Origin of the sequence: Deinococcus sp. YIM 134068, assembly GCF_036543075.1 — a bacterium.
Taxonomy (GTDB): Bacteria; Deinococcota; Deinococci; order Deinococcales; family Deinococcaceae; genus Deinococcus; species Deinococcus lichenicola.
The window spans coordinates 35,949-59,351 of record NZ_JAZHPF010000008.1; the positions used below are offsets into that span (position 1 = coordinate 35,949).

General features: G+C 69.4%; 24 protein-coding genes. 7 read left to right on the plus strand and 17 right to left on the minus strand.

Annotated elements, in window-relative coordinates; genetic code table 11:
• The first annotated feature begins 30 nt into the window (after positions 1 to 30).
• Positions 31 to 957: a histone deacetylase family protein gene (locus V3W47_RS09765; protein ID WP_331825017.1), complete on the plus strand. Its 927-nt coding sequence runs from the start codon at positions 31 to 33 to the stop codon at positions 955 to 957.
• On the opposite strand, the gene V3W47_RS09770 is transcribed toward V3W47_RS09765, so the two are convergent.
• Positions 944 to 1,852, minus strand: a complete 909-nt coding sequence (locus tag V3W47_RS09770; protein WP_331825018.1) for an ATP-grasp domain-containing protein — start codon at positions 1,850 to 1,852, stop codon at positions 944 to 946. The two genes, V3W47_RS09765 and V3W47_RS09770, sit on opposite strands and share 14 nt — an antisense overlap.
• A 27-nt stretch (positions 1,853 to 1,879) precedes the next feature.
• Positions 1,880 to 2,653 (minus strand): SIMPL domain-containing protein, encoded by a 774-nt coding sequence (locus V3W47_RS09775; protein ID WP_331825019.1) that lies wholly within the window; start codon positions 2,651 to 2,653, stop codon positions 1,880 to 1,882.
• A 472-nt stretch (positions 2,654 to 3,125) separates the two neighbouring features.
• On the opposite strand from V3W47_RS09775, the gene V3W47_RS09780 reads away from it, so the two are divergent.
• The 4 genes from V3W47_RS09780 (at position 3,126) to V3W47_RS09795 (ending at position 9,316) form a co-directional block, all read left to right on the plus strand.
• Complete coding sequence (locus tag V3W47_RS09780; protein ID WP_331825020.1) at positions 3,126 to 4,709, plus strand: peptide chain release factor 3; 1,584 nt, start codon at positions 3,126 to 3,128, stop codon at positions 4,707 to 4,709.
• Between the two features lie 4 nt (positions 4,710 to 4,713).
• Positions 4,714 to 8,091, plus strand: coding sequence for an SNF2-related protein (locus V3W47_RS09785; RefSeq protein ID WP_331825021.1), 3,378 nt, complete (start codon positions 4,714 to 4,716; stop codon positions 8,089 to 8,091).
• 25 nt (positions 8,092 to 8,116) lie between these two features.
• Entirely contained in the window at positions 8,117 to 8,677 is a 561-nt protein-coding gene (locus V3W47_RS09790) for a hypothetical protein (protein ID WP_331825022.1), read from the plus strand.
• 69 nt (positions 8,678 to 8,746) lie between these two features.
• Entirely contained in the window at positions 8,747 to 9,316 is a 570-nt protein-coding gene (locus tag V3W47_RS09795; RefSeq protein ID WP_331825023.1) for a C39 family peptidase, read from the plus strand.
• A gap of 10 nt (positions 9,317 to 9,326) precedes the next feature.
• On the opposite strand, the gene V3W47_RS09800 is transcribed toward V3W47_RS09795, so the two are convergent.
• Together V3W47_RS09800 and V3W47_RS09805 are read right to left on the minus strand one after the other, a co-directional pair.
• Positions 9,327 to 9,725, minus strand: a complete 399-nt coding sequence (locus V3W47_RS09800; protein ID WP_331825024.1) for a hypothetical protein — start codon at positions 9,723 to 9,725, stop codon at positions 9,327 to 9,329.
• A complete protein-coding gene (locus V3W47_RS09805) occupies positions 9,722 to 10,822 on the minus strand; it encodes an aminopeptidase (protein WP_331825025.1) in 1,101 nt (366 codons plus the stop codon). Before V3W47_RS09805 ends, V3W47_RS09800 begins: the two co-directional genes overlap by 4 nt.
• A gap of 236 nt (positions 10,823 to 11,058) precedes the next feature.
• On the opposite strand from V3W47_RS09805, the gene purU reads away from it, so the two are divergent.
• A complete protein-coding gene (gene purU / locus V3W47_RS09810; protein WP_331825026.1) occupies positions 11,059 to 11,946 on the plus strand; it encodes a formyltetrahydrofolate deformylase in 888 nt (295 codons plus the stop codon).
• Positions 11,947 to 11,988: 42 nt separating this feature from the next.
• On the opposite strand, the gene V3W47_RS09815 is transcribed toward purU, so the two are convergent.
• From V3W47_RS09815 to ftsE, 10 genes are all read right to left on the minus strand, one after another.
• On the minus strand, positions 11,989 to 12,504 hold the full coding sequence (locus tag V3W47_RS09815; RefSeq protein WP_331825027.1) for a hypothetical protein: 516 nt from the start codon (positions 12,502 to 12,504) through the stop codon (positions 11,989 to 11,991).
• A gap of 193 nt (positions 12,505 to 12,697) precedes the next feature.
• Entirely contained in the window at positions 12,698 to 13,297 is a 600-nt protein-coding gene (locus V3W47_RS09820; RefSeq protein ID WP_331825028.1) for an LON peptidase substrate-binding domain-containing protein, read from the minus strand.
• Between the two features lie 143 nt (positions 13,298 to 13,440).
• Positions 13,441 to 14,244, minus strand: a complete 804-nt coding sequence (trmD, locus tag V3W47_RS09825) for a tRNA (guanosine(37)-N1)-methyltransferase TrmD (RefSeq protein WP_331825029.1) — start codon at positions 14,242 to 14,244, stop codon at positions 13,441 to 13,443.
• A 190-nt stretch (positions 14,245 to 14,434) separates the two neighbouring features.
• A complete protein-coding gene (rimM, locus tag V3W47_RS09830) occupies positions 14,435 to 14,971 on the minus strand; it encodes a ribosome maturation factor RimM (RefSeq protein WP_331825030.1) in 537 nt (178 codons plus the stop codon).
• A 10-nt stretch (positions 14,972 to 14,981) separates the two neighbouring features.
• Positions 14,982 to 15,221 (minus strand): KH domain-containing protein, encoded by a 240-nt coding sequence (locus V3W47_RS09835; protein WP_331825031.1) that lies wholly within the window; start codon positions 15,219 to 15,221, stop codon positions 14,982 to 14,984.
• 143 nt (positions 15,222 to 15,364) lie between these two features.
• A complete protein-coding gene (gene rpsP / locus V3W47_RS09840) occupies positions 15,365 to 15,616 on the minus strand; it encodes a 30S ribosomal protein S16 (protein WP_331825032.1) in 252 nt (83 codons plus the stop codon).
• Positions 15,617 to 15,798: 182 nt separating this feature from the next.
• Entirely contained in the window at positions 15,799 to 16,377 is a 579-nt protein-coding gene (locus V3W47_RS09845) for an SMI1/KNR4 family protein (RefSeq protein WP_331825033.1), read from the minus strand.
• A gap of 34 nt (positions 16,378 to 16,411) precedes the next feature.
• Positions 16,412 to 17,830, minus strand: coding sequence for a murein hydrolase activator EnvC family protein (locus tag V3W47_RS09850; protein WP_331825034.1), 1,419 nt, complete (start codon positions 17,828 to 17,830; stop codon positions 16,412 to 16,414).
• A complete protein-coding gene (locus V3W47_RS09855) occupies positions 17,827 to 18,690 on the minus strand; it encodes a permease-like cell division protein FtsX (RefSeq protein ID WP_331825035.1) in 864 nt (287 codons plus the stop codon). Before V3W47_RS09855 ends, V3W47_RS09850 begins: the two co-directional genes overlap by 4 nt.
• A gap of 121 nt (positions 18,691 to 18,811) precedes the next feature.
• A complete protein-coding gene (ftsE, locus tag V3W47_RS09860; protein ID WP_331825116.1) occupies positions 18,812 to 19,495 on the minus strand; it encodes a cell division ATP-binding protein FtsE in 684 nt (227 codons plus the stop codon).
• 509 nt (positions 19,496 to 20,004) lie between these two features.
• Between ftsE and V3W47_RS09865 the strand changes: the two genes are divergently transcribed.
• Positions 20,005 to 21,321, plus strand: a complete 1,317-nt coding sequence (locus tag V3W47_RS09865) for a S41 family peptidase (protein ID WP_331825036.1) — start codon at positions 20,005 to 20,007, stop codon at positions 21,319 to 21,321.
• Positions 21,322 to 21,433: 112 nt separating this feature from the next.
• On the opposite strand, the gene V3W47_RS09870 is transcribed toward V3W47_RS09865, so the two are convergent.
• From V3W47_RS09870 to V3W47_RS09880, 3 genes are all read right to left on the minus strand, one after another.
• On the minus strand, positions 21,434 to 22,054 hold the full coding sequence (locus V3W47_RS09870) for a hypothetical protein (RefSeq protein ID WP_331825037.1): 621 nt from the start codon (positions 22,052 to 22,054) through the stop codon (positions 21,434 to 21,436).
• Positions 22,055 to 22,237: 183 nt separating this feature from the next.
• Positions 22,238 to 22,789, minus strand: coding sequence for a GNAT family N-acetyltransferase (locus V3W47_RS09875; protein ID WP_442877215.1), 552 nt, complete (start codon positions 22,787 to 22,789; stop codon positions 22,238 to 22,240).
• 25 nt (positions 22,790 to 22,814) lie between these two features.
• Positions 22,815 to 23,375 (minus strand): GNAT family N-acetyltransferase, encoded by a 561-nt coding sequence (locus V3W47_RS09880; RefSeq protein WP_331825039.1) that lies wholly within the window; start codon positions 23,373 to 23,375, stop codon positions 22,815 to 22,817.
• Positions 23,376 to 23,403: the final 28 nt, after the last annotated feature.

The following is a 23,403-nucleotide window of genomic DNA, read 5'->3' on the forward strand; positions in this document are numbered from 1 at the left end:
CAGCTTAGCCGGACGCCGTAGCCTGGGCGCGTGACCCCGCCCTTCCCACGCGCCTGGACCGCCTTCCGCCGCGCGGCCTACGCGAGCGGTCCGCCGCCCCGCCGTCAATTCCTCGGGCGTGAGTTTCTGGAGCGCCTGCTCGAAGGGGCCGCCGCCCGCCTGTCCCTGCTGGACGCCCCCCTCCTGAGCTGGGCCGACGCCGAACGCGTTCACGACCCCGCCTACCTCGCCCGCTGGCGGCGCGGGGAGGTCACGCGGGCCGAGGAACGCGCGCTGGGCTTCCCGTGGACCCCGGCAGTCGTGGAGCGCGGCCTCGGCAGCAGCGGCGCGACGCTGGCCGCCGCGCGGGACGCCCTCGCCCACGGGGTCGGTCTCAACCTCGGCGGCGGGACCCACCACGCCTACGCGGGCCGCGCCGAGGGCTTCTCCTTCCTCAACGACGTGGTGATCTCCGCGCGCTGGCTCCTCGACGGCGGGTACGCCTCGCGCATCCTCGTCCTCGATCTGGACGTGCATCAGGGCAACGGCACGGCCTCCATGCTCGCGGGCGAGGCGCGCACCCTGACCGTCAGCGTCCACGGGGCGAACAACTACCCCTTCCAGAAGGAACGCAGCGGCCTCGACGTGGCCCTCCCCGACGGTACGGGGGACGCCGCCTACCTCGCCGCGCTGGACGAGCAGGTGGCTCCCGCCGTAGCTGCCTTTCGCCCCGACTTCGCCTTCTTCCTCGCCGGGGCGGACGTGCTGGAGGGGGACCAATTGGGCCGCCTCGCCCTCACGCCCGCTGGGGTGCGGGAGCGGGATGAGCGGGTGTTTCGCTGGGCCGCCCGCACGCATACGCCCCTCGTGACAGTCATGGCGGGCGGATACAACCGCGACCCGGAGAAGCTCATCGGGACGCGGCTGGGGACGGTGGATGCGCTGCTGGGGGCGTTCGGTTCCCTCAAGCCGGTGTGAGGAGGGGGGCAAGCGCCTCGTAGAAGCGAGAGACGTTCATCCGCTCGGGCAGCCCGGCCACCTGACCGTCCCCAAGCTCCATCACGCGCCACATGCCGTCTTCCCGCTGCGCCACGTCCATCGTGAAGAAGTGGCTGTCTACCCGTTGCCCAAGCGCGGCAAAGTGTTCGAGGGGCAGGTCGGCGGTCGGGTAGTCGCCCTCCTCCCAGTATTCGTCCGCCGTTCTCACCGCGCCATCCAGCAAGAAGAGGCGGTACTCGCGCGTCAGGGGCAGCCCGCTCCTGGAATGCTCGGCGAGTGGCGCGAACTCCTCGAACTCCCGCAGGACGAGACCGCCCTGAAATGCCTCGCCCTGCCGCTGGAGGAAGGTGTCAATGACCCGCAGCGCCCCCGCCGTGTCCGAGAGGTCAGGGATAAAACACGCCTCGCGCCACTCGTGCTTGCGGGACTTCACGTAGTCCTTGACGATGCCGGGGCGCGTGCCGAAGTCCGAAAGCGCGGTGCGGACGGCCTCGCGGTCCACATCGTCCACCGTCGCGGCGGGAAGCCAAACAGTTCGGGGCGAGTCCCGTTCAATCACGCCGAACGACTCCGGCAGGTGGTGGGTGTGGCGGTACTGCTCCGGCGTGTTGACGAGGGTCAGCCCGCGCTCGCTCAGCGCCTCGTGCAGCGTGGCGTACACCTCGGCCCGCATCATCCACCCGCGAAAGACGGCGAGCCGTGGTTCGTCGGACGGCGGAACCCACCGCAACGCCCGCCTGGGGTTGCCGTCCAGCAACGCCTCGAAGTCGAGGAGGGCGTGGTCCAGGCCAAGCCGCCGCGTCTCCTCGACCTCTGGCATATATGTAGCGTCGGGAATCTGACCGGCGAACGGCTCGGCGGGAAAGAGGAGCATGGGTCAGGATAGGACCCGGCAGAGAAGCTACCTCACCACAAAATCGATCTCCACCACCGCCGTCACGTCCTTTTCAAGACTGGTCGTGTCGTAACTGCCCGTGTCCTCCACGCTCGTCTCGAAGCGGGGTGTGATCTGGAAGACGCCGACGCGGGCGTTCTTGACGGCCCCCACCGTGTTCCCGGCGCTCCGGGCGATGGCCTGCGCGCGGCGCTGGGCGTCCTGGCTCGCCTCCTCCAGCAGCTTCACGCGCACGTCGGCGAGCCGGGTGTACAGGTAGTCCACGTCGCCGTTCGCCACACTCACCCCACCGACGCTGACCTCCACGAAGGCGGGCGTGGCGGCCCCGACCGTGCGCTGGAGCCGGGCGATGTCGCGCAGTTGCAGGCGGTAGGTCTGGCTCACCACGTAGCGGATGCGCTGGACCTCGCGGTTCTGGCCGCCGACCTCCTCGATGACCCGGTAGCTCTGCGGCCCGGCGTTCACCGGCTCGCGGCGCACCTCCTCCGCCGTGACACCCTGCTCGCGCAGAAAGGCCTCGATCTCCGGCTGCGCCTCCCGGAAGGCGACGTAGGCGGTTTGCAGGCTCGTGTCGTCGCTGCTCTCCAGGGTGAAGGTCCACACTGCGAGGTCGGACGTGATGTTTCTCTTCGCGCTGCCCGTCACGTTGATCACGTCGCTCGCGTTCCGCACGTCGGCCAGGCCGCGCACGACCACGAAGCCCGTGGCGAGGAAGGCGGCGGAGGCGAGGGCGGTCGCCACGATGAGTCCCACGGTCCCCGAAGCGCGCGGTGCGGTCATGGCCCACGGTAACGGGAGGACGACCGCCGTGCTTCCTCCGAAAGATGGATGGGTCGGGGTGCCGCTCGGCGCGTGGTCGGGAAGGGTGATGACGGGTCTCCCGAAGACGGCGGGGGCGGGTGGTTGTCGCTCTGGGAAAAGGAGCGTTTTCGTCGTCTTGAAGCAGGGCGAGCGGTGCTCGCCACCCCTCTCCCCGACCCTCTCCCGCAAGGGGAGAGGGAGAAAAACACAACGTCTGACACGCTCGTTTCTCATTACACGTCGGGTGTGGAGAGGGGAGAGCAGAAGCGGTCTCCGGGCACCCCTCGTCCTCGTGAAAGACCTCCGCGAACACGCTCCCTGGGCGCGGTATCATAGTCGGATGACGCTCCTCCTCCCTCCCCCGTGAGCGCGAGTCGCAGGCGCGCAGTTCTTTTTCCCCCAGAGTCAAGCCGGGCCGCCCCCTTCCCCGCCGCCCGCAGGAGTTTTCCCCATGACCACCTCAGACCTCACCCAGGAGATCGCGCGTCGCCGGACGTTCGCGATCATCTCCCACCCGGACGCGGGCAAGACCACCATCACCGAGAAGCTGCTGCTGTACGGAGGCGCGATTCAGGAGGCGGGGAGCGTGACCGCCAAAGAGGGCCGCTCGCACACCAAATCCGACTGGATGAGCATCGAGCAGCAGCGCGGCATCTCGATCTCAAGCTCGGCACTGACCTTCGAATATTCCGGGCGGCACATCAACCTCCTCGACACGCCGGGCCACCAGGACTTCAGCGAGGACACCTACCGGACGCTGACCGCCGCCGACTCCGCCCTGATGGTCCTCGACGCGGCGCGTGGCGTGCAGGCGCAGACGGAAAAGCTCTTCGCCGTGTGCCGCAACCGGGGCATCCCCATCCTGACCTTCGTGAACAAGATGGACCGCCCGGCCCTCGACCCCTTCGAGCTGCTGGAGCAGTTGGAGGGCACGCTGAAGATCACCGCCGTCCCGCTGACATGGCCCATCGGTGACGGCCCGGACTTCAAGGGCGTGTACGACCTCTCCACCGGGCAGGTTCTCGCCTTCGAGCGCACTTCGGGAGGCAAGCACCGCGCGCCCATGCAGACGGCGGGACTCAACGACCCCAAGCTGGTCGAATTGGTCGGCCCCGACCTCGCCGCGAAACTCGTGCAGGACGTGGAACTCATTCAGGGGGCGCTGCCCGAGTTCGAGCCGGAGGCGTTCCTGAACGGTGAACTCACCCCCGTCTTCTTCGGCTCGGCGATGAACAACTTCGGGGTGGAGCACTTCCTCGCCAACTTCGTGGACCTCGCGCCGCCGCCCGGCCCCACCGAGACGAACGTGGGCGAGCGTGACCCGGAGGCGTCTTTTGCGGGCTTCGTCTTCAAGCTCCAGGCGAACATGAGCCGGGCACACCGCGACCGCACCGCCTTCATGCGCGTGATGAGCGGCCACTTCGAGCGCGGCATGGACGTGACCCATACCCGCACCGGGCGCAAGCTGCGGCTCAGTCAGGCGCATACCCTCTTCGCCCAGGACCGCGAGAAAGTCGAAGAAGCGTATCCCGGCGACATCGTGGGCCTCGTTAACCCCGGCGTCTTCCAGATCGGCGACGTGGTGAGCGTGGACCCGAAAGTGCAGCTCCCGTCCTTCCCCCGCTTCACGCCGGAGACCTTCGCCACCATCAGTCTCAAGGACGTGGGCAAGCGCAAGGCGTTCATGAAAGGCCTCCAGCAGCTCGCGGAGGAGGGCGTCGTGCAGGTCTTCTACCCGACAGATGGGGCGCGCGACCCCTACCTCGGTGCGGTCGGCCCCCTCCAGTTCGAGGTCTTCCAGGCACGGCTGGCCGAGGAGTACGGGGTGGAGGTGGAGATGCACGTGACCTCTTACCAGCTTGTGCGCTGGCTGGCTGGCGACGCCGGGAGCGTGGCCCGCTTCGCCCGTCATGTGGAGGACGACCAGGGCCGCCCGGTGATGCTCTTCCGCAGCCGGTACGACCTCGACTACACCGCCGAGCAGCACCCGGAGATCGAGTTCCTGCCGCTGCCGAAGGACCTCACGCGGGTCTAGGCCGATGAACCTCGACCGCGTGCCGCCCGCCTTCTTCAGCCTGCCCACCGTCGGCGCGGCGCTGAGGATGAACGTCGCGGACGTGACCGAGCTGAGCCTGAACCGCACGGCGGTCGGGTATCAGGGAAACGCTCAGGTGCGGGAGAAGGGGCGGCTCTACCGCTCCACGTTCATGCTGAGTCCGGGGGGCGTCTACGCGGGCGGCGCGTGCGGATGCGGGCGCAAGGGCTGTGCCCACCTCGCCCGCGCCCTCCTCAGCCCGGCGCTGGACCGCGAGCTGGAGCGGCTGGGGGGAGCGGCATCTCTGCCCGAACCGCCTCCCACCCGACCGGAGCCGCCCGACACCTCCGACGAGGACGCCCCCACCGTCCCTCTCGCCTCCCCGCTGCGGCAGTGGCTCACGGCGGTCTCCGAGCTGACCGGGGAGGGGCCGGGGGAGCGGGGCGGCGTCACCCTGCGCTTCGACCTCGGCGTGACGCTGCGCTCCCGCACGGCGCGCGAGACGCTGACGTTGCGGGTGCGGCGGGCCACGCGGGAGGGCGGACGCGGGGAGGTGCACGCCGTCTCCGGCTACGCCCTGCCCCACGCCCTGCGCTGGAACCGGAGTGACGAAGGCGGCCTGCCCCGCTTCGCCGCCCCCGACCGCGATGTGCTGACCGTCCTCGCGCTCGGCGGCGAGAGCGGCGTCTTGAAGGGCGAGGAGGTGTGGTATCTCGGCGACCACCCGCTCACCGACCCCCTCCTCACCCGGCTGCTGGACACGGGCCGCCTGTACTGGGAGGGGCGGCGGACCCCCCTCACCCCCGGTCCCGAACGGCCCACCGTTCTCGCCTGGCAGATGGACGCGGGCGGAGTGCAGCGACCGGTCGTGAGTCTGCCGGACGGCGTGCGCGTGCTGCCCGTCTCGCCGCGCTGGTACGTGGGCGAGAGGACGGGGGAGCTGGGGCGCGTGACCTCGGCGCTGCCGCCCGCGCTGGAGGCCGCCTTCCTGCGGGTGCCCCCCGTGCCTCCCGCGCAGGCCGCCGGATTCGCGGAGGCGCTGAGGGAAAGCTTCCCGGCGCTCGGCGACGCGCTGCCCGTGCCCCGGCCCGTGCGGGTGAGGCAGGTGCCCGTGGCGTACCAGCCCCTCCTGACGTTGCGCGAGGAGCGGGTGACGGTGAGCCGCCGCAAGGGCTGGCGACATCAGAACGAGAACCGCACCCTCGGCGTCGCCCACCTCGCCCACCTGTACGACGGTCAGCCGCTGACGGCCCCGCGTCAGAGCTACGTGGACGGCGTGCTGCACCTCTCCTCCCGCGATCCCAACGCCGAGAAACGCAGCGCCGGACAGGTCACGCGCACAGGTCTCAAGCGTCTCCAGAGTCTTCAGCCGCGCGGCGACCACGTGGAGCACCACGAGGCCGCCCATCTCTATGCCTTCGCCAACGAGGGCGACTGGCAACGTTTCCTCACCACCGACCTCCCGAAGTTGGAGGCCAAAGGCTTCCGGGTGGAGGTGGACCCCTCCTTCCCCTACCGCTACGCCGAGGTGGAGGACTGGTACGGCGAGGCGGGGGAGGAGGGCGGCTGGTTCACCCTCGAACTCGGCGTGGTCGTGGACGGCGAGCGCGTGAGCCTCATCCCCATCCTCGTCTCCCTCATCGCCGAGCGACCGGAACTCTTCACGCCGGAGGCCCTCGCCGCATTGAAAGACGACGCCGTGATTCCCGCTCGGCTCCCCGACGGTCGCCGCCTCGCGCTGCCCGCCGGACGGGTGCGAGCCATCCTCAGCGTGCTGGTCGAGTTGCACCTGCGGGAGCTGCCCGAGGGTCCCCTCAAGCTGCCCCTGCTCGACGCCGCGCGCCTGGCGATGCTCGACGAGGCGTTGCAGGCGCGGTGGCTCGGTGCCGAACGTCTGCTCGAACTGGGACGCCGCCTGCGCTCCTTCCGGGGGGTGGTGGACGTGGTGCCGCCCGCTGGCCTGCACGCCGAGTTGCGCCCCTACCAGCGGCAGGGCCTCTCTTGGCTGCAATTCCTGCGCGAGTACGATCTGGGCGGGATTCTGGCGGACGACATGGGGCTTGGCAAAACGCTGATGGCCCTCGCCCACCTCCAGACCGAGGTGGAGGCAGGCCGCGCCGACCGTCCCTCCCTCGTCGTCGCCCCCACCAGCGTCCTCGGCAACTGGCGCGCGGAGGCGGCCCGCTTCACGCCGGGGCTGCGGGTGCTGACCCTGCACGGGCCGGGGCGCAAGGCGGAGTTCGGGCGCGTGCCGGATCACGACCTCATCCTCACCACCTACCCGCTGCTCCCGCGTGACGTGGACGCCCTGCGGGAGCACGAGTTCCACCTCCTCGTCCTCGACGAGGCGCAGAACATCAAGAATCCGAGGAGCGCCGCCGCGAAGGCTGCCGGGGCACTCAACGCCCGCCACCGCCTCGCCCTGACCGGCACGCCGCTGGAAAACCACCTCGGCGAGCTGTGGTCGCAGTTCAATTTCCTGACGCCGGGATTGCTGCACGACGAGAAGACCTTCCGCGAGCTGTACCGCAACCCCATCGAGAAACAGGGGGACCGCGCCCGTCAGGCTGCCCTCGCCGCCCGCGTGCGTCCCTTCATCCTGCGCCGTGAGAAACGCGAGGTGGCGACCGAACTGCCGCCCAAGACCGAGATGCCCGTGCGCGTGACGCTCGACGGCGACCAGCGCGACCTGTACGAGACGGTGCGCGTGACCATGCTGGAGCGGGTGCGCGAGGAACTCGACGCGCGGGGGCTGGCCCGCTCCACCGTCGCCATCCTCGACGCGCTGCTCAAGCTGCGGCAGGCCGTGACCGACCCCCGGCTCGTGAGGCTGGAGGCGGCCCGCAAGGTCAGCGGCAGCGCCAAGCTCGACTGGCTGACCGGGAACCTGCCACAGATGGTGGAGGAGGGCCGCCGCGTCCTGATCTTCTCCCAGTTCGCTACCCTGCTCGGCCTGCTGGAGGAGACCCTGACAGACCTCGGCATCGGGTACGCCAAGTTGACGGGGCAGACGAAGAACCGCGCCGCGCAGATCGAACGCTTCCAGGGGGGCGAGGTGCCCGTCTTCCTCATCAGCCTCAAGGCGGGGGGCGTGGGCCTGAACCTCACCGCCGCCGACACGGTGATCCACCTCGACCCGTGGTGGAACCCCGCCGCCGAGAATCAGGCCACCGACCGCGCCTACCGCATCGGGCAGGACAAACCTGTCTTCGTCTACAAGCTGATCGCGGCAGGCAGCGTGGAGGAGCGGATTCTGGACCTCCAGCAGAGGAAATCGGCGCTCGCGCAGGGTGTGCTAGGCGGCGGCCTGACGAGCGCGACGCAATTGACGACCGGGGATTTGGAACGGCTGTTCGCGCCGCTGGAGGAGTCAGAGGGCTGAGAGAACTCCTGACTACGCTGAACGTGTGGAGTGGAGAGAGGTACTCGTCTACATCGCCTGCTTCGGCTGGTTTCTGGGCACGCTGCTGGTGGCCCGTGTTCCGCTGACGCCGCCTTCGACCGGGCGGCGGTTGGGAGTTGCCCTGCTGCTGCTGGCGCTCCTGGCCTGTCTCGGTGGCCTGTCCATCGGTGTTCCCGGTGGTCCTCTGCTCTCCAACAGTGTTGTAGCCCTCGTCTGTGGCTCTGCGCTGGGTTTCGGGGTTTTCAGGAAGCGGGACGGGTCGGGGCGGGAAGCCTCCAGGCCGTCGGTTCCATCACGACCGCTGCGAGAGGAAGCGCCCCGGCTAACGCAGTTGGTCGGCGTGGTGCTGGTTTGCAGCAGCCTCTTCAATCTGACGGGGACGGCGAACTCCGGTTGGAAGACGACGCTGGGCGGTCATTTCCTGGTGTTTGGTTTTGTCGCGCTCCTCCTGTGGTTGGGTCTCGCCCTCATGGTTCTCCCTCCCCGCTGGAAGGTGGCCCTGGGTGTGGGCGGCGGTGCCCTGGCCCTTCTGATCGGCGCTCTGCTTCCTCCGCAGACTCTCTGAACGACTTCCTCCTCCTCGGTCTGGGGCCGCGTAACCCTTCCGTCAGAGGGCCTGCGCCATCCTGTGCTCGTGCGCGCCCTGCTCCCCCTCCTCCTCGCCTCCACCTCCGTGTTCGGGAGCGTTCGGGCGGCCCCAACGACTCCGGCCCCGGCGGGCTACGTCCTGTCCGGGATGCCGCTCGTCCACCAGACGTACAACGCCTGCGGCCCGGCGAGCCTCACGCAAGTCCTGGGTTACTTTGGGGTCAACGTGGCCCTGGCCGACGTGAGCCGCCTGACCCGCCCCACCGAACGCTCCTACATGACCGCTCAGGCCATCGTGGACTTCGCGCCGCTCGCGGGGATGGAGGCGCGGCTGTTCCGGGGCGGCTCGCTGGACACCGTGCGCTCGGCCATCCGCGCCCGCTTGCCGCTGATCGCGCTGCAATCGCATGTCACGCCCACGCAGGTCATTCCCCACTGGCGCGTCGTCACCGGCTACGACGACGCCCGGCAGGAGGTTTACCTGATGGACCCCCTGCTCGGCTACGTGCGGATGAGCTACGCCGACTTCACCCGCGTCTGGGCCGACCACCGGGGCCAGTTCGCGGTGATGTACCCGCCGACCTGGAAGGAAACGGTGCGAAAGGCCATCGGGTAGGGCGCGGCCCTCAACGTCCGCCCGTGTAGGCCCGCGCCGGAACGAACAGTTCGTGGCCCGTCGGGAAGGTGAGGCGCACCCCGGCGGAGGTCCAGTTCACCCGGCTGTCCTGCCACGTCGCCTCATCTTGCCCGTACAGGTCGGGGAGTTCGGGCAGGCTCACGTAATGGCCGTAAGAAGGTTCCTCCGCGTCCCGCCCCAGATACAGCCGCCAGCGGTGTACAGAGCCGAAGAGTGCGGTGGGGCTGGGTCCGTCGTCCACGATCAGGGCGTGGTGAATCCCGTCCGGCGCGTCCCAGCGGGCGACGACCTGTCTTCGTGGAGCGAGGAGCGAGAAGAGGAGCGCGCAGGCGAGGAGGAATCCGGCCAGCCCCCCGACGAGCGCCGCGAGCCAGCCCCGGCCCCTCACCTGACGAACCGCCCACCCTCCTGCATAACCTCCCCGTCCAGACTCAGCCGCCCCCCCGTTCGCAGGTCGGTAATGAGGTCCCAGTGGATCGCGCTCCGGTTCACGCCGCCCGTCTCCGGGTACGAGCGTCCGAGGGCGAGGTGGACGGTGCCGCCGATCTTCTCGTCGAAGAGGATGTTGCCCGTGGGGGTCTGGATGCCGAAGTTGGTGCCGATGCCGAGTTCGCCCAGCCGCCGCGCGCCCGTGTCTGTGGCGAGGGCGGAGCGCAGCACGTCCTCCCCCTCCTCGGCGCTCGCCTCCACGACCTCGCCCGCGCGGAAGACGAGGCGGGCACCGCGCACCATCCGCCCGCCGTACTCCGCCGGGACCGTGAAGGTGACGACGCCCTCGGCGCTGTCCTCCAACGGCCCGGTGAAGACCTCGCCGCTCGGCATGTTGCGTTTGCCGTCGCTGTTGGCCCACGTTCGCCCGCCCACGCGCAGGGTGAGGTCGGTGCCCGGTGCCTCGATCCGCACCCGGTCGGCGCGGGTCAGCCGCTCGATCAGGCGGGCCTGCGTCTCCCGCACCTCGCCCCACGCGGCCACCGGGTCGGGTCGGTCGAGAAACATGGCGCGCATCACGAAGGCCCCAAACTCGGTCTCGCTCATCCCGGCCCCAGCGGCGGCGTGCGCGGTCGGGTAGAGGGTCAGGCACCACTTCTTGCGCGCCCGGATGGACGCCACGGGCGCGCGGGCGGCGGTGAGGCGGGCACGGCGGCCCGCATCCCCCGCCTCTCCCGGCCCCGGCGTCAGGATGCGGAGGCTGCCGTCCAGCGCCTCCACGTCCGCGAGGTCCGCCGGGTGCGCCGCGTCCAGCACCGCGTCCGAGGCGAGGGCCGCGAAGTCCTCGTCCTGGCCGGGGTAGTCCAGCCGCACGACGGGCCGGGCACCGCGCCGCAGCAGGGCGCGCGTCACCTCCCGCACGAGGGGCGTCGCGGGCGTGCCCCCGGCCACGAGCAGCCGCTCACTCGCCCCCGCCGTCAGGCAGTAGTCGGCGAGCAGGGCCGCGTGGCGCTCGGGGTCGTAGCTCAGGGTGGGGGAGACGGAAGGGGTCTGCACGCGCCTGAGCCTAGAGCATGGGGAGGGAAGGCAGTGATGAGGGTTGAGTGTTGGGTGATGAGTGGGCTTTTTGCTCCTCCCCCCTTGCGGGGGAGGCCGGGAGGGGGGTGGCACGCAACGCTTGCTCTCCTCCTAACTGACGGCTGAGAGCTGACGGCTGAAAGCTAATGGCTGAACGCTAATGGCTAACCGCCCCCGACCTTCCTCCCAACCCACCCCGTTATCCTGTCCCGGACATGACGGCCCCCTCCACCCCCAAACTCGATCCCCTGAACACCGCCGTCCTCACCATCACCTGCCCGGACCGGGGGGGCATCGTGGCCGCCGTCTCGCAGTTCCTGCACAACCACGGGGCCAACATCATCCACTCCGATCAGCACTCCACCGACCCCTCGGGCGGCACCTTCTTCATGCGGATGGAGTTTCACCTCGAACGCCTCGACCTCGCGCGGGAGCCGTTCGAGCGGGCCTTCGCCAGCGTCGTCGCCGAACCCTTCGGTATGGACTGGCGGCTGAGCTACACCACCCAGCCCAAGCGCATGGCGATTCTGGTGAGCAAGTATGACCACTGCTTCCTCGACCTGCTGTGGCGCAAGCGGCGGGGCGAGCTGAACATAGAAATCCCCCTCGTCATCTCCAACCACGAGGACCTGCGGCGGGACGCGGAGACCTTCGGCATCCCCTTCCACGTCGTCCCCGTGACGAAGGAGAACAAGGCGGAGGCGGAGGCCGAGCAGGTGCGGCTCATGCAGGAGGTGGGGGCCGATTTCGCCGTCCTCGCGCGCTACATGCAGATTCTGAGCGGCGATTTCCTGAGCGGATTCGGGCGGCCCGTCATCAACATCCACCACTCGTTCCTGCCCGCCTTCGTGGGCGCGAACCCCTACCGGGCGGCCTTCAACCGGGGCGTCAAGCTCATCGGCGCGACGAGCCACTACGTCACCGAGGAGCTGGACGCCGGGCCGATCATCGCGCAGGACGTGGTGCCCGTCACCCACCGCGAGACGCCCGACACCCTGATGCGCGTGGGCCGCGACGTGGAGCGGCAGGTGCTGGCCCGCGCGGTGAAGGCGCACGTGGAGGACCGGGTGCTGGTGTACGGGAATAAGACGGTGGTGTTCTAGGGGAGCCGCCAGCCGCCAGCTTCCAGCGGCCAGCAGACACCCTCACCGCAGGCTGCTCATCGCCGCGTCCAGACTCTTGACGTACTTCGGATACAGCGTCTTCGTGACGTTGGCGGAGACGATCAGCGTTCCCTCGCCCTCGCGGGTGGCGCGCAGGTCGTTGTAGATGGGCTGGTCGAGGCCGTTGACCCAGAACTTGAGGACGATCCACTCACGGTTGCCCACGCGCTCGATGCCACGTTTTACCCAGCGGAAGCCCGGCGTGGCCTGCACGGACCGCTCCAACGCGGCCTGGGCGGGGGTGAGGCTGCCCGGCGGCAACCGCACGTCCCGTAGCGAGAAGGCGATGTTGACCGCCCAACTCGGGCCGGGGGTGGAGTACACCGAGGAGGGCGGGTTGCCACCGCGCGAATACTTCAGCGCCAGGATGTCGGCGGGCATGGGAACGAAACCCTCCGGCACCGCGAGGCTGACGGACGTGCCGGGAACCGTGACACGCGCACCGAGCGCGGACGACGTGAGCAGCAGAAGGGCGAGACCGGGAAGGAGACACTTCACGCCTGAACCTCGAAAGGGGAGAGAAGAACGGCGACGGAAGGGGGAGAAACACCGCCGTCGCCAGAGCCGGAGACCGCTTGAGTGTGAAGACGAATTCAATCTACACCGCGCGGGGAACGCCCCTCTCCCGAAAACCGAGAGAAGCAGGGTTCTTGAAGTGTTCTGCTGACGGCTGAAAGCTGAAAGCTGACCGCTAATTCAACTCCCGCGCCTCCACCGGCACGAAGCCCAGCAGGGCCTCCAGACGGTCGAGGAGTGTGGACGCCTCCAGCGCCTCCTCCCGCTGCTCGGGGGTGAGGGGCAGCAGCGCGGCGGCGAAGCTGGCGAGGAGCAGGGGGTCTTCTGGAGCACCCTCCATGATCGCGTCCTTGTCTCCAGGGTGCAGGCGCAGCAGGTCCGAGAGGAGGTGGCGCGCGAGGGCGTCCACGGCGGGCTGCCCCAGCATGTCGGGTTCCAGCGGCGTGAGGGAGACCTCGGCGCTCAGGTAGGACTCGCTCGGGTCGAAGTCCTGCACCGCGAAGCGTTCGCCGCCCACGACGAGGATGCTGCTCGTGCCGTCCTCGTGGCGCTGGGCGCGCGTGACGTAGGCCAGCGTGCCCACCCGCGAGACCCGCTCGTGGAAGGGCAGGGCCGAGACCTCGCTTGACCAGCGAATCCGCACGATGCCGAACGGCTCCCCGCTCTCCTGTACCCGCGCCAGCAACTCGCGGTAGCGGGCCTCGAACACATACAGCGGCAACACCTGTCCCGGAAACAGGACGAGGTTGGGCAGGGGGAACAGGGGCACCCGCATCTCACCCCCATCCTGCGCCCTCACCGCCGAGCTGAACTGAGCGCCGGATACAGAAGGAGAACCCGGAAGTGTGCGCCTCAACGCAAGTTTCCCCGTTTTCGCCGTCCCTATCGCCGCGCTTGCCCCCGACGGGCGGCGGGCCTTCAGGACTCCTTCAGGCCGGACCGTTCCCGACGCTTGCGCTTCGGCTCGGGCGGGGGCGGCGCTCCCCACGCGGCCAATTGCTCGATGGTGACTCCCAGCGTGAGGAGGTGCGCGCTGTCCTGCGGCGTGAGGCCCGCGCCGGGCAGGAGGTCAGGCCGCCTGGCGAGCGTCCGCGCGAGGGCCTGTTGTCGCCGCCACCCGGCCACCGCGCCGTGGTTCCCACCTTTCAAGACCTCCGGTACGCCCACGCCGCGCCACTCGGGAGGGCGGGTGTACTCCGGGTAGTCGAGCAGCCCGCTGGAGAAGGAGTCGGCCCGGTGGGAGTCCTCGTCGCCCAGCACGCCAGGCCGCAAGCGCGCGACCGCCTCCAGCACGCAGGCCGCCGCCGCCTCGCCGCCCATCATCACGAAGTCGCCGACGCTCAGCTCGCGCGTGACCAGCCCCTCCACCCGCGCGTCAAAGCCCTCGTAGCGCCCGCACAGGAAGGCGAGGTGCGTTTTGGCCGACAATTCCTCCGCCGTGCGCTGGGTGAACCGCTCCCCGGCGGGCGTAAACAGGATCACCTCATCCGCCGGAGGAAGGCTCGCCAGCGCCCGCTCCGCCACGTCCACGCGGATGACCATGCCCGCGCCGCCACCGTAGGGCGTGTCGTCCACCTTCGCGTGTTTGTTCCCCGCGAAGTCCCGCATGTTGACGAGGTTCACGGCGATTAGCCCCCGCGCCGCCGCCTTGCCGAGAATAGCCTCGGAGGCAAAGGGCGCGAGCAGTTCGGGAAAGAGGGTGAGGAAGGAAAAGGTCAGCATGGGGCGGAGGGCGGGAGGCAGACTGTTTGCCTTCTAAGAATGAGGAACGACAGGAAGACGCGGCGCTTCTTCTTTTGCCCCTCCCCCTCGAGGGGGGAGGCCGGGTGCGGGTGAGCGAGCATGGCCTTGTCAGAACCCAGACTCATACCTCCCTGCCGTCGGCCACGAATCAGCCGCCGCACCCGAACCATCACACCTCCTCCGTCCCCTCCCCCAGCAGCCCCCCCGGCGCGTCCTCGGTCAGGGTGACGGCGGTGGGTCGGCCCGTGTCGCCCGTCTCCACGGTCACGTAAGGCGCTTGCAGGGGTAGGAAATCCTCGCCGTTCGGGTGAGCGACGACGAGCAAATCCTGGTGCCCACCGTCTATCACGTCCGTCACCTCGCCGAGTTGGGTGCCGTCCGCCCCCAGCACGGGCAGCCCGCGCAGCTCGTGGTAGTAGTAGCTGCCCTCCTCCAACTCGGGGAGGTCGGCGTCGGCGGCGAAGACGTGGATACCGCGCAGGTCCTCCGCCGCCTCACGCGTGGTGATTCCGGCGAGGTGGAGGGCCACGCCCGGCGGCACCGACTCCGCGCGGCGCACCCGCAGCCAGCCCCGGCCCTCCACCCACACGCGCGGCAGCTCCAGCAGTTGCGCCGGGTCGCCCAGCACGTACACCTTCACGCCGCCCTGAACGCCGTGCGGGGCCAGGAAGTGCCCCAGCCGGGTCGTGTTCTCCGGTGCCGTCACAGCCGCCCCCTCACTGCTTGCGGGGCGCGTCCAGGTCCACGTTCAACCGCTCACGGGGATCGCCCGCCGCGCGCACGAGGGTCCGAATCGCCTGAATGACCCGCCCCTGCCGCCCGATCAGCCGTCCCTCCTCGCCCGGCCCGACGCGCACCACCACGGTCGGCCCACGCCGGGAGGCGCGCACCAGCGAGGGCTGATCTACCACGCTCTGCGCCAGAAACAGCGTCAGGTCTACGGGATCGGTCTTCATGGCGGACATTGTAGGGGAGGCTCGTCGCACGTGGCGTGTGGCGTGTGGAAGAACAACGCCCTTTCCTACAAGCCACAGGCGACAGGCCACAAGCCAAAAAAAGAGGCCCCTGCAGGAGCCTCCCTCTTCTGTTCGCCTCGGCCTCAGCCGCCGAACTTGACGCCCTGCGACTTGAGGAGGCGGCGGGCGGTCTGCGTGGGCTGGGCACCCTGCGAGAGCCAGTAGGCGGCGCGCTCGGCGTCCACCTTCAGGTAGGTCTCGGTCTTCTTGCGGGGGTCGTAGTGACCCAGGCTCTCGATATAGCCACCGTCGCGGGGACGGCGCGCGTCCGCGACCACGATGCGGTAGTGGGGGTTGTGGGTGGAGCCGAAACGGGACAGGCGAATCTTGACCATGTTCTTCAGACCTCGGGTTGGGGTGGTGAGGGTTGTCTCCCGCTTAGGCGGCGGGGATCATGCGCCCGCAGCAGCCAACCGGAAGCGCACCGAAGGAGAGTATCAGAGCGCGGGGGGTGGGGGCAAGGGGCGAGGGGAGAAGAGGCTTTGGAAGCCGTTCGACAAATGCCGTGAGGGAGCCTCTACGAGGGTGCTGCACGCCAACCGGGACGACCTATATCGAGAATGCGCTCAATCCGCCGATCCTCTTCCTCATCATCACCAAGCTCTTCCTGTAGCAGTTCTACAGTCTCATCATCCAGATACATACGGTCAAGCAGCTCCGTGAAGCTCTCCGCCACGGTCGTCCAAGTTGACTCCGTACTCCACCCGGTCCATGCGGGCTTTCCCATCACAAATACGACGACACGCCCTCCACCCTCCTGAGTGAGATCGAGGAAGACGAAGTTCTCCCAATCGGAGTTGGCGATGGGTAGGACCTTCTGGGGGATGTGGAAAGTCTTCCGTGCGAAATCGAGGGCTTCGGCAAACGTCGTTCGGCATTTGAAGCCGTGCCAATCGCGTAAAGCGAGCGTCCGATTCCCACCTCTAGGGAATGGGACATCAAAGGAGAACTCGCAAACTCCTCCACCTACAACGGCACTGAAGTCTAGGAAGTCCTTCGGCAGAGAAGCCCCCAAGATGTCTTCAAGAGCCGAGATTTCGCTGGACGACCAGGGGCACGTGTGGTCGAATACAACGTTCCGGTAGACGATTTGCACATCCTCACTTTACTGGCGTGTTCCTCTCCTTCACTCAGAACGGCGGCGGCATCGGCCTCCGCGTCCCCCCCTGGACGCTGTTGAGCTGGAAGGCCATCTGCCCCGGCCCGAAGATGGGGCTGCCGCCCACCATGCCCAGGGGCGTGCCGCGCGCCACCCGGTTGCCGACGCTGACCTGCGAGTCCTGAAGGCCGAAGTAGGCGGTGACGGTCGGGCCGTGGTCGATGAGGACGACCCAGCCGAGGCTGGCGTAGTAGGTCGTGGCGATGACGTTGCCCTCCAGCGCGGCGACGGCGACGGCGCCGTCCGGGGCACCCAGGACCACCCACTGCGCGCCGTTCGCGCCGTAGGGCTGGGTAACGCTGCCGCCGGGGAGGGGGAAACCCACCGGGCCGCTCAGCGCGGGCAGGGGCGCGAGTTGCCGCTCGACCTGCGCCGCCGCCCGCTGCTCCTGCGCCTCGCGCTCCCTGAGGGCCGCCTGCTCCCGCTGGAGCCGGGCCTCGCGCTCCCGCTGGGCGGCGAGGGCGGCCTCCCGCGCGGCCTGTTCGCGCGCCTGCCGCTCCTGCTCGGCGCGCACTCGGGCGAGGCGCAGGGCCTCCTGCCGGGCACGTTCCTGCGCCTCACGGATGCGGCGTAACTCTGCCTCGCGGCGGCGGCGTTCCTCCTCCAGACGGCGGCGGCGCTCGGCCTCCAGGCGGGTGCGCTCCTGCACGACGGCTCCCACCAGTTGGTCAATTGTTTGGGCCGTCAGCACCTGCTCGGCCCGCGTGCGCGTGGCGAGGGTGCGCTGGCCCTGCTCGCTGCGGCGCAGGAAGGTGAGGAGGGTCTGCTGCTCGGCTCGGCGGTCGCGCAACCGCTCCAGCCCGGCGAGGCGTTCGGCCTGCAACGCCTTCAACGTGGCCGTCTGTTCCTCCTGCTGCCGCCCCTGCGCGGCGAGGGTCTGCACCTCCCCCCGCAACCGCTCGATGACCTCGATGTTGTACTGCCCCGCCCGGTTGGCGTACCGCAGGCGGATGAGGAGGTCCGACAGGCTGGCCGACTGCGAGAGGAGCTGGAGGTACTGCCCACTGCGCTCCCGGTAGAGGGCGTTCAACAACTCACGCACGTCCCCCTGAAGCCGCGCCACCCGCGCCCCTGTCAGCTCACGCCGCTCGGTGATGTCCGCCAGTTGCCGCTCGGCGAGGGCTACCCGCGCTCGCAGCCGCGCCGCCTCGTTCTCCAGCGCGGCCACGCTCCCGGCGAGGGCGTCCAGCCGGGTCAGCGTCTGCCGCTGCTGCGCCGTGAGGTTCTGGATGTTCGCGCGCAGACGCTCCAGCTCCTGCCGCTGCCCGGTGCTCAGCCGCCGTTGCTGCTGGAGTTCCCGTTGCAGGCTCTCCAGCCGCTCGCTCGTCGTCTGCGCGCCCGCCAGCAGCGCCGCCGAGAGGAGGGCGGGGATGGCCCAACGCGGTCTCATTCCAATTCCCGCAGGTAGCGCCGCGACGCGAAGAGACTGCCGAAGAAACCGATCACCACGCCCAGCCCGCCCACGACGCCCAGGAGGGGCAGGAGGGTGGGCAGGTCCCGCACGATGGGGAAGACGGGCGCGAAGAGCTGCACCCTCCCAGCGAGTTCCAGATACGTCGGCGTCAGCAGCGCGAGGGCGAGTGCCGCCGCCGCCACGCCGAGAATCAGGCCCTCGATGACGTGCGGCATGCGGATGAAGCCGCGCGTCGCGCCGAGGAGCCGCATCACGCTGATCTCCTGCCGACGCGCGTACATGGCGACCCGCACGGCGTTGAGGATGTTGAACAGGGTCCCCAGCAGCAGCAGCCCCACGAGCGCGTACCCCGCCCCGCGCACGGCGGTCAGCGTCCGCACCGTCTGGTCCACGTACCCGGCCCCGTACTCCACGTCCTCCACGCCCGCCAGTGTGGACACCGCCGCCGCCACCGCCCGCGAGTCCTCCACCCGCAACACCCGCATCCGCAGCGTGTCGGGGAAGGGATTCCCGGCGAGTTCGGCGGCGTCGCGCGCGTAGGGGTAGTCGCGCGTCATCTCGTCGAGGACCTGTACCCGCGTGACGAGGTTCGCCTCCCGCACCTGCGGCAGCGCCCGCACCTGCGTCAGCAGCAGCGGCCCGTCCGCCCCCTCCCGCAGGAAGGCCGCCACCTCCACCTGCGATTCGAGCTGCGCCAGCGTCCGGTTCACGTTCAGCGTGAGCAGGAGCACGAACCCCAGCATCAGCAGCGTCAAGGTCATCGTCATCAGCGTGGCGAAGGTGGCCGTGAGGTTGCCGCGCATGGCGAGGAGGGCCTGGCGGAGGTGGTAGGTCACTGGGTGCCTCCGGCGCGGTCGAGGAGGTCGAGGGGTCTAGGGGTCGAGGAGTCGAGAGTCAGAGAGCCAGCTTCCCTCGACCTCTCGACCTCTCGACTTCTCGACGGCCCGCCCAACGCCCTCACAACGCATACCCCCCATACGGGTCATCCCGCACCAGCTTCCCCTTCCGCAGCGTCAGCGTCCGGTGGCGGAAGGTCTCCACGAGTTCGCGGGCGTGGGTGGCGACGATGACGGTGGTGCCGCGCAGGTGGACGTTCTGGAGAACCTTGAGGACTTCTCGCCCGTTCTCCGGGTCGAGGTTGCCCGTCGGCTCGTCGGCGAGGAGCAGGGGCGGGTCGCTGACGATGGCGCGGGCGATGGCGACGCGCTGCTGCTCGCCCTGCGAGAGCTGGAGGGGCAGGGCGTGCTTCTTGTGCTCCAGCCCGACGGTCCGCAGCGCCGAGGCGACGCGGGCGGGCCACTCGCGCTGGGGCACGCCCGTCACGCGCAGGGTAAAGGCCACGTTGTCCTGCGTGTTCAGATGCTCCAGCAGCAGGTTCTCCTGAAAGACGGTCCCGATGCGGCGGCGCAGCAGGGCGGTGCGGCGGCCCCGGTAGCGCGTCAGCGGCTCCCCGCCGATGCGGACCTCGCCGCGCGTGGGCAGCGCCCGCTTGAGGACCAGATTCATGAAGCTGCTCTTGCCCGCGCCGGAGTGCCCCACCAAATAGACGAACTCGCCCTTGCCCACGCCGATGCTCACGTCGTCGAGCGCGAGGGTGCGGGTCACGGGGTATTCCAGCGTTACGTTCTTGAACTCGATCATGCTCGCCCCGGCGGGGGGGGCGTGGCGGGACGAGGGAGGTGGGCGCGTCATGCTCGCCGTGCAGGATAGCCGAAGGGTCGCAGGAATCCGTGAAGGCGGCCTCATGACAGGGGCGGAGGGTCAAAGGCAAACGGCGGAAGGCAAGTGGTGGGAAGTTGACGGCAGCTTTGTTGAGAGGCCAGGCCCGTTCACCCCCACCCAACCTCCCCAGGGGACGCCTGATGTGCAATAGAAATCGAGCGTGCTAGCCGTGCTCTTTTCCCCTCCCTCCTTGTGGGGGGTCGGGGAGGGGGGTGACGAGCACCGCTCGTCCTGTTGCCAGACGACGAAAACGCTCCTTTTGCCCAATTCGCCATCCACACCAGGCGCTCAAGCGACAGGCCGGGTAACGGGATTTGCCATCCCTCGCCCAACACACTTTCCCTCGGTAGACAACCCCCAACCCAGGCGGCGAAACCTCGTGACCTCCGCCTCAAACGCCCTTCACCCGCGCACCCTATTCTGACCCTGTGAACCGTAGACGCATGACGCTCGTGGCGGGGGCGCTCGCCGCTACCGCCGCCGTGGGGTACGCCCAGCTCGGCGGGTATACCCAGGCCGAACTCGCCAAGTCCAAGACCGGCCAATCGCTCCTTCAGGTGCTGAGCAGCCTCGACCGCTTCTACCTGTATCAGGTGGACGACGAGAAGGTGCTGCGCGGCGCGATCAACGGGGCGCTCGGGAGCCTCGACGACGAGTTCACCTACTACTCGGAACCCGCCGACAACGCGGTGGACGCCGAGAACCTCGCCGGGGAGTTCTTCGGCATCGGCGTGACGCTCGTGGGCGCGAACCCCGACGGCACGGGCGGCAAGGTGGACAACGTGTTCAAGGGCGGGGCCGCCGCCAACGCCGGGGTGCAGATCGGCGACGTGTTCGTGAAGATCGGCGAGACCGAGGTCCTGACGAGCAAGCTCAACGAGATCGTGCGTCTGGTGCGTGGCCAGCGGGGCACGACGGTCAATGTGACCTTCGCCCGCGCGGGCAAGCCCTTCACCGTGCGGATGGAGCGCCAGCCCGTCACGGTTGTCAGCGTCGAGCAGACCGTGTTGCCGGGCAACGTCGGCTATATCGCGCTGAACACCTTCTACAACGAGAAGGCGAGCGAGCAGTTCCGCGCGGCGGTCGCCGACATGAAGCGCCGGAACATCCAGAAGCTGATCCTCGACCTGCGCGACAACGGCGGCGGCCTCCTGAACGCGGGTGTGGACGTGGCCGACCAGTTCATGGGGAGCGGCAACATCGTCAGCCTGCGCGACCGCAGCGGCCAGACGCAGGTGTACGGGCGCGCGAGCAGCCGCCCCACCGACTACACGGGCAAGCTCGTCGTCCTCGTGAACAAGAACAGCGCCTCGGCGAGCGAGGTCGTGGCGGGGGCCTTGCAGGACGTGGGCCGCGCCACCGTGATCGGTGAGCAGACCTTCGGCAAGGGCGTGGCGCAGATTCCGCTCGACACGGCGGACGGCGGCAAGGTCGCCATCGTGAACAGCGAGTGGCTGACGCCCAAGGGCCGCCAGATTCACAAGAAGGGCGTCACGCCCGATACCACGGTCGTGGACACGCGCTACACCACGCCCCTGAACTTCAGCGGCGGCGGCCTCACGCCGAATGCCAAAATTACCCTCACGGTAGACGGCAAGCCCGTCACCGTCACCGCCGACAAGGAGGGCAAGTTCACCTACACGGCGGAGGTCAAGCGCCCCACCCGCTCCACCACCCAGGGCGAGGCCGTCGTGGACGTGCAGGGCGACGCGATTCTCAAGCGGGCGGTGCAGGCGTTGCAGTAGGGCGGTCAGCCGTCAGCCGTCAGCAATCAGGAGGGGCGTTCCGGGGCAGTGGAACGCCCCTCCTCTTGTGTCTGTGGCTGAGAGCTGAGGGCTGACCACTGAAAGCTCTGCCTCACTCCCACTCCCACGTCCGCCAGTCGCTCGCCTTTGCCTCCCGGCTGGCGGGCTTTTTCGTTCGGTTGTCCGGGGTGGGATACCACGGATAGGCGGCGGCGAGAGCGGTATGCAAGCGGTCCAGCAGCAGCGCGCGGAGGGTGGCCGACTCGGCGGGCGTGACCTTGCCGATTTCCCGTTCCAGATGGACGGCGGCCTCTTCCAGACCGACCAGGTACGGCTCGCGGGCGAGGCGGACGGCCCCCTTGCGGAGCGGTTCGGGGTGGATGGTAGGCACGTAGGTCTCGGCGGCGGCCCGCAGGAGGGCGGCGCGTTCGGTCTGCCGTTTCGCCCGGTTGCGCTCGGCCCGCTCACGGGCATCGGCGGCGCGGGCCTGACCGACGAGAAACGCCTCCTCCCGCTCGGCCTCCGTCACGCGCTCCTCACGGTAGAGCTTGACGGGCGGCAGACGGCGGCGGCCCATCTTCAAGCCGTTGGGCCGCGTCTCATCGTGGGTGCCGAGGAACTTCTCGATCAGTCTCGGCGTCCATCCCCGCTCCTTGAGGTCCTGCGTCGCCAGGAAGCCCGGCGGGTTGAGGGGCGGCGGGGGCTTGGGCCGTGCGGCCTTGCGCGGACTCACGCGACCAGCGTAGAGCAGTGGGGTGAGGGCGGTGGAGTCTCGTCGGGTCGCCCCCTCACCCCGGCCCTCTCCCACCACGGGAGAGGGAGAAAAAGGCGAATGCTGTGGCCGTCCTACTCCTCCCCCTTGAGGGGGGAGGCCGGGAGGGGGTGAACGGGCCTGGCAACCAAGAAAACGAACCCGTCAACTTCCCCTCTTCCCCTCCCACTCCCGCCGCAGCAAATCCAGCCTCACGCTGTCGTACCGCTCCCCGTTCACCACGCGGGCCTCCCGCACGCGCCCGCACTCGCGGAAGCCCACGCGCCGCGCCGCCCGGATCATGCGCTCATTGCCACCCCAGGTGGTGACGGTGACGACGTGCGCGTCCATCCAGGTGAAGGTGTCGGCCACCCAGCGGCCCAGCGCCCGCGCGCCCACGCCGCCGCCCCAATGCCGGGGGTCGTAGATCAGGATGCCCAGGTCCCACCAGCCGCCGCCCTCCGGCGTCTCCTCCGAGCGGTTGACCATGCCCACGCACTCGCCGTCCACGTCGATGATCTGCTCGTCGGGGTCGGGGGCGCTGTGGGCGAGGTGGTCCACGTAGGCGCGCATGGTCCCCGTGGTCGTCGCCGCGTGGAAGTAGGGCGCGTCCCAGCGTCGCCACTCGGCCCCTGGGTCGGTCAGCCACCGGGTCAGGGTCGGCAGGTCGCGCGGCTGGCGGTCGCGCAGGGTGACGTGGGGTTGGGCAGAGGTCACGCCGTCCACGATGCCACACCTTTCCTCAACCCACGTCCAGCACGAGGCGCGTGAACTGACCGCCCGCCACTCCCCGAACTCCCGCCGCCCGGTAGCCGTGCCGTTCGTAGAGCCGTGCCGCCCGGCTGTCCTCCCCGACGAGCAGGCCCACGCGGGGCAGGCCCAGTTCCCGCGCCCGCGCCGCCACCGCGTCCAGCAGCAGCCCGCCCACCCCCTGCCCGCGTGCCTCTGGGACGACGGCCAGCGTATCCAGATACAGCTCGCCGGGGGTCGCCTCCGGGTCGATCCTGTCGGACAGGCCCAGCGACCGCAGCCGCTCACGGAAGGGGGCGTCCAGCGCCTCGGCCTCCGACCCCGGATAGGCGACCGCCAGCCCCAACGGTCCGGTCGGCCCCTCGGCGATCAGTGTATGGCGGTGGCTCAATCGGTTCCCCGCCAGCGGGAAGAAGCCCAGCAGCACCCGCGCCGCCTCCGCGTCGAAGGTCGTGCCCGTCAGCGCGTGGCCGATGCGCCCATTGACCTCCTGCACGAGCGGCACGGCGAAGGCGGCGTCGAAGGGGTGGGCGGGGCGGAGGCGGACTTCCATCGCCCGCTCAGCATAGGCGGCCAATGGT

Excerpts from the sequence above, each read along its gene's own strand:
- V3W47_RS09850 (WP_331825034.1), bottom strand. The coding sequence starts at position 17,830 with ATGAGACCGCGTTGGGCCATCCCCGCCCTCCTCTCGGCGGCGCTGCTG.
- V3W47_RS09785 (WP_331825021.1), top strand. The coding sequence starts at position 4,714 with ATGAACCTCGACCGCGTGCCGCCCGCCTTCTTCAGCCTGCCCACCGTC.
- V3W47_RS09780 (WP_331825020.1), top strand. The coding sequence starts at position 3,126 with ATGACCACCTCAGACCTCACCCAGGAGATCGCGCGTCGCCGGACGTTC.
- V3W47_RS09880 (WP_331825039.1), bottom strand. The coding sequence starts at position 23,375 with ATGGAAGTCCGCCTCCGCCCCGCCCACCCCTTCGACGCCGCCTTCGCC.
- purU (WP_331825026.1), top strand. The coding sequence starts at position 11,059 with ATGACGGCCCCCTCCACCCCCAAACTCGATCCCCTGAACACCGCCGTC.
- V3W47_RS09775 (WP_331825019.1), bottom strand. The coding sequence starts at position 2,653 with ATGACCGCACCGCGCGCTTCGGGGACCGTGGGACTCATCGTGGCGACC.
- V3W47_RS09820 (WP_331825028.1), bottom strand. The coding sequence starts at position 13,297 with ATGCGGGTGCCCCTGTTCCCCCTGCCCAACCTCGTCCTGTTTCCGGGA.
- V3W47_RS09770 (WP_331825018.1), bottom strand. The coding sequence starts at position 1,852 with ATGCTCCTCTTTCCCGCCGAGCCGTTCGCCGGTCAGATTCCCGACGCT.
- ftsE (WP_331825116.1), bottom strand. The coding sequence starts at position 19,495 with ATGATCGAGTTCAAGAACGTAACGCTGGAATACCCCGTGACCCGCACC.
- trmD (WP_331825029.1), bottom strand. The coding sequence starts at position 14,244 with ATGCTGACCTTTTCCTTCCTCACCCTCTTTCCCGAACTGCTCGCGCCC.
- rpsP (WP_331825032.1), bottom strand. The coding sequence starts at position 15,616 with ATGGTCAAGATTCGCCTGTCCCGTTTCGGCTCCACCCACAACCCCCAC.
- V3W47_RS09835 (WP_331825031.1), bottom strand. The coding sequence starts at position 15,221 with ATGAAGACCGATCCCGTAGACCTGACGCTGTTTCTGGCGCAGAGCGTG.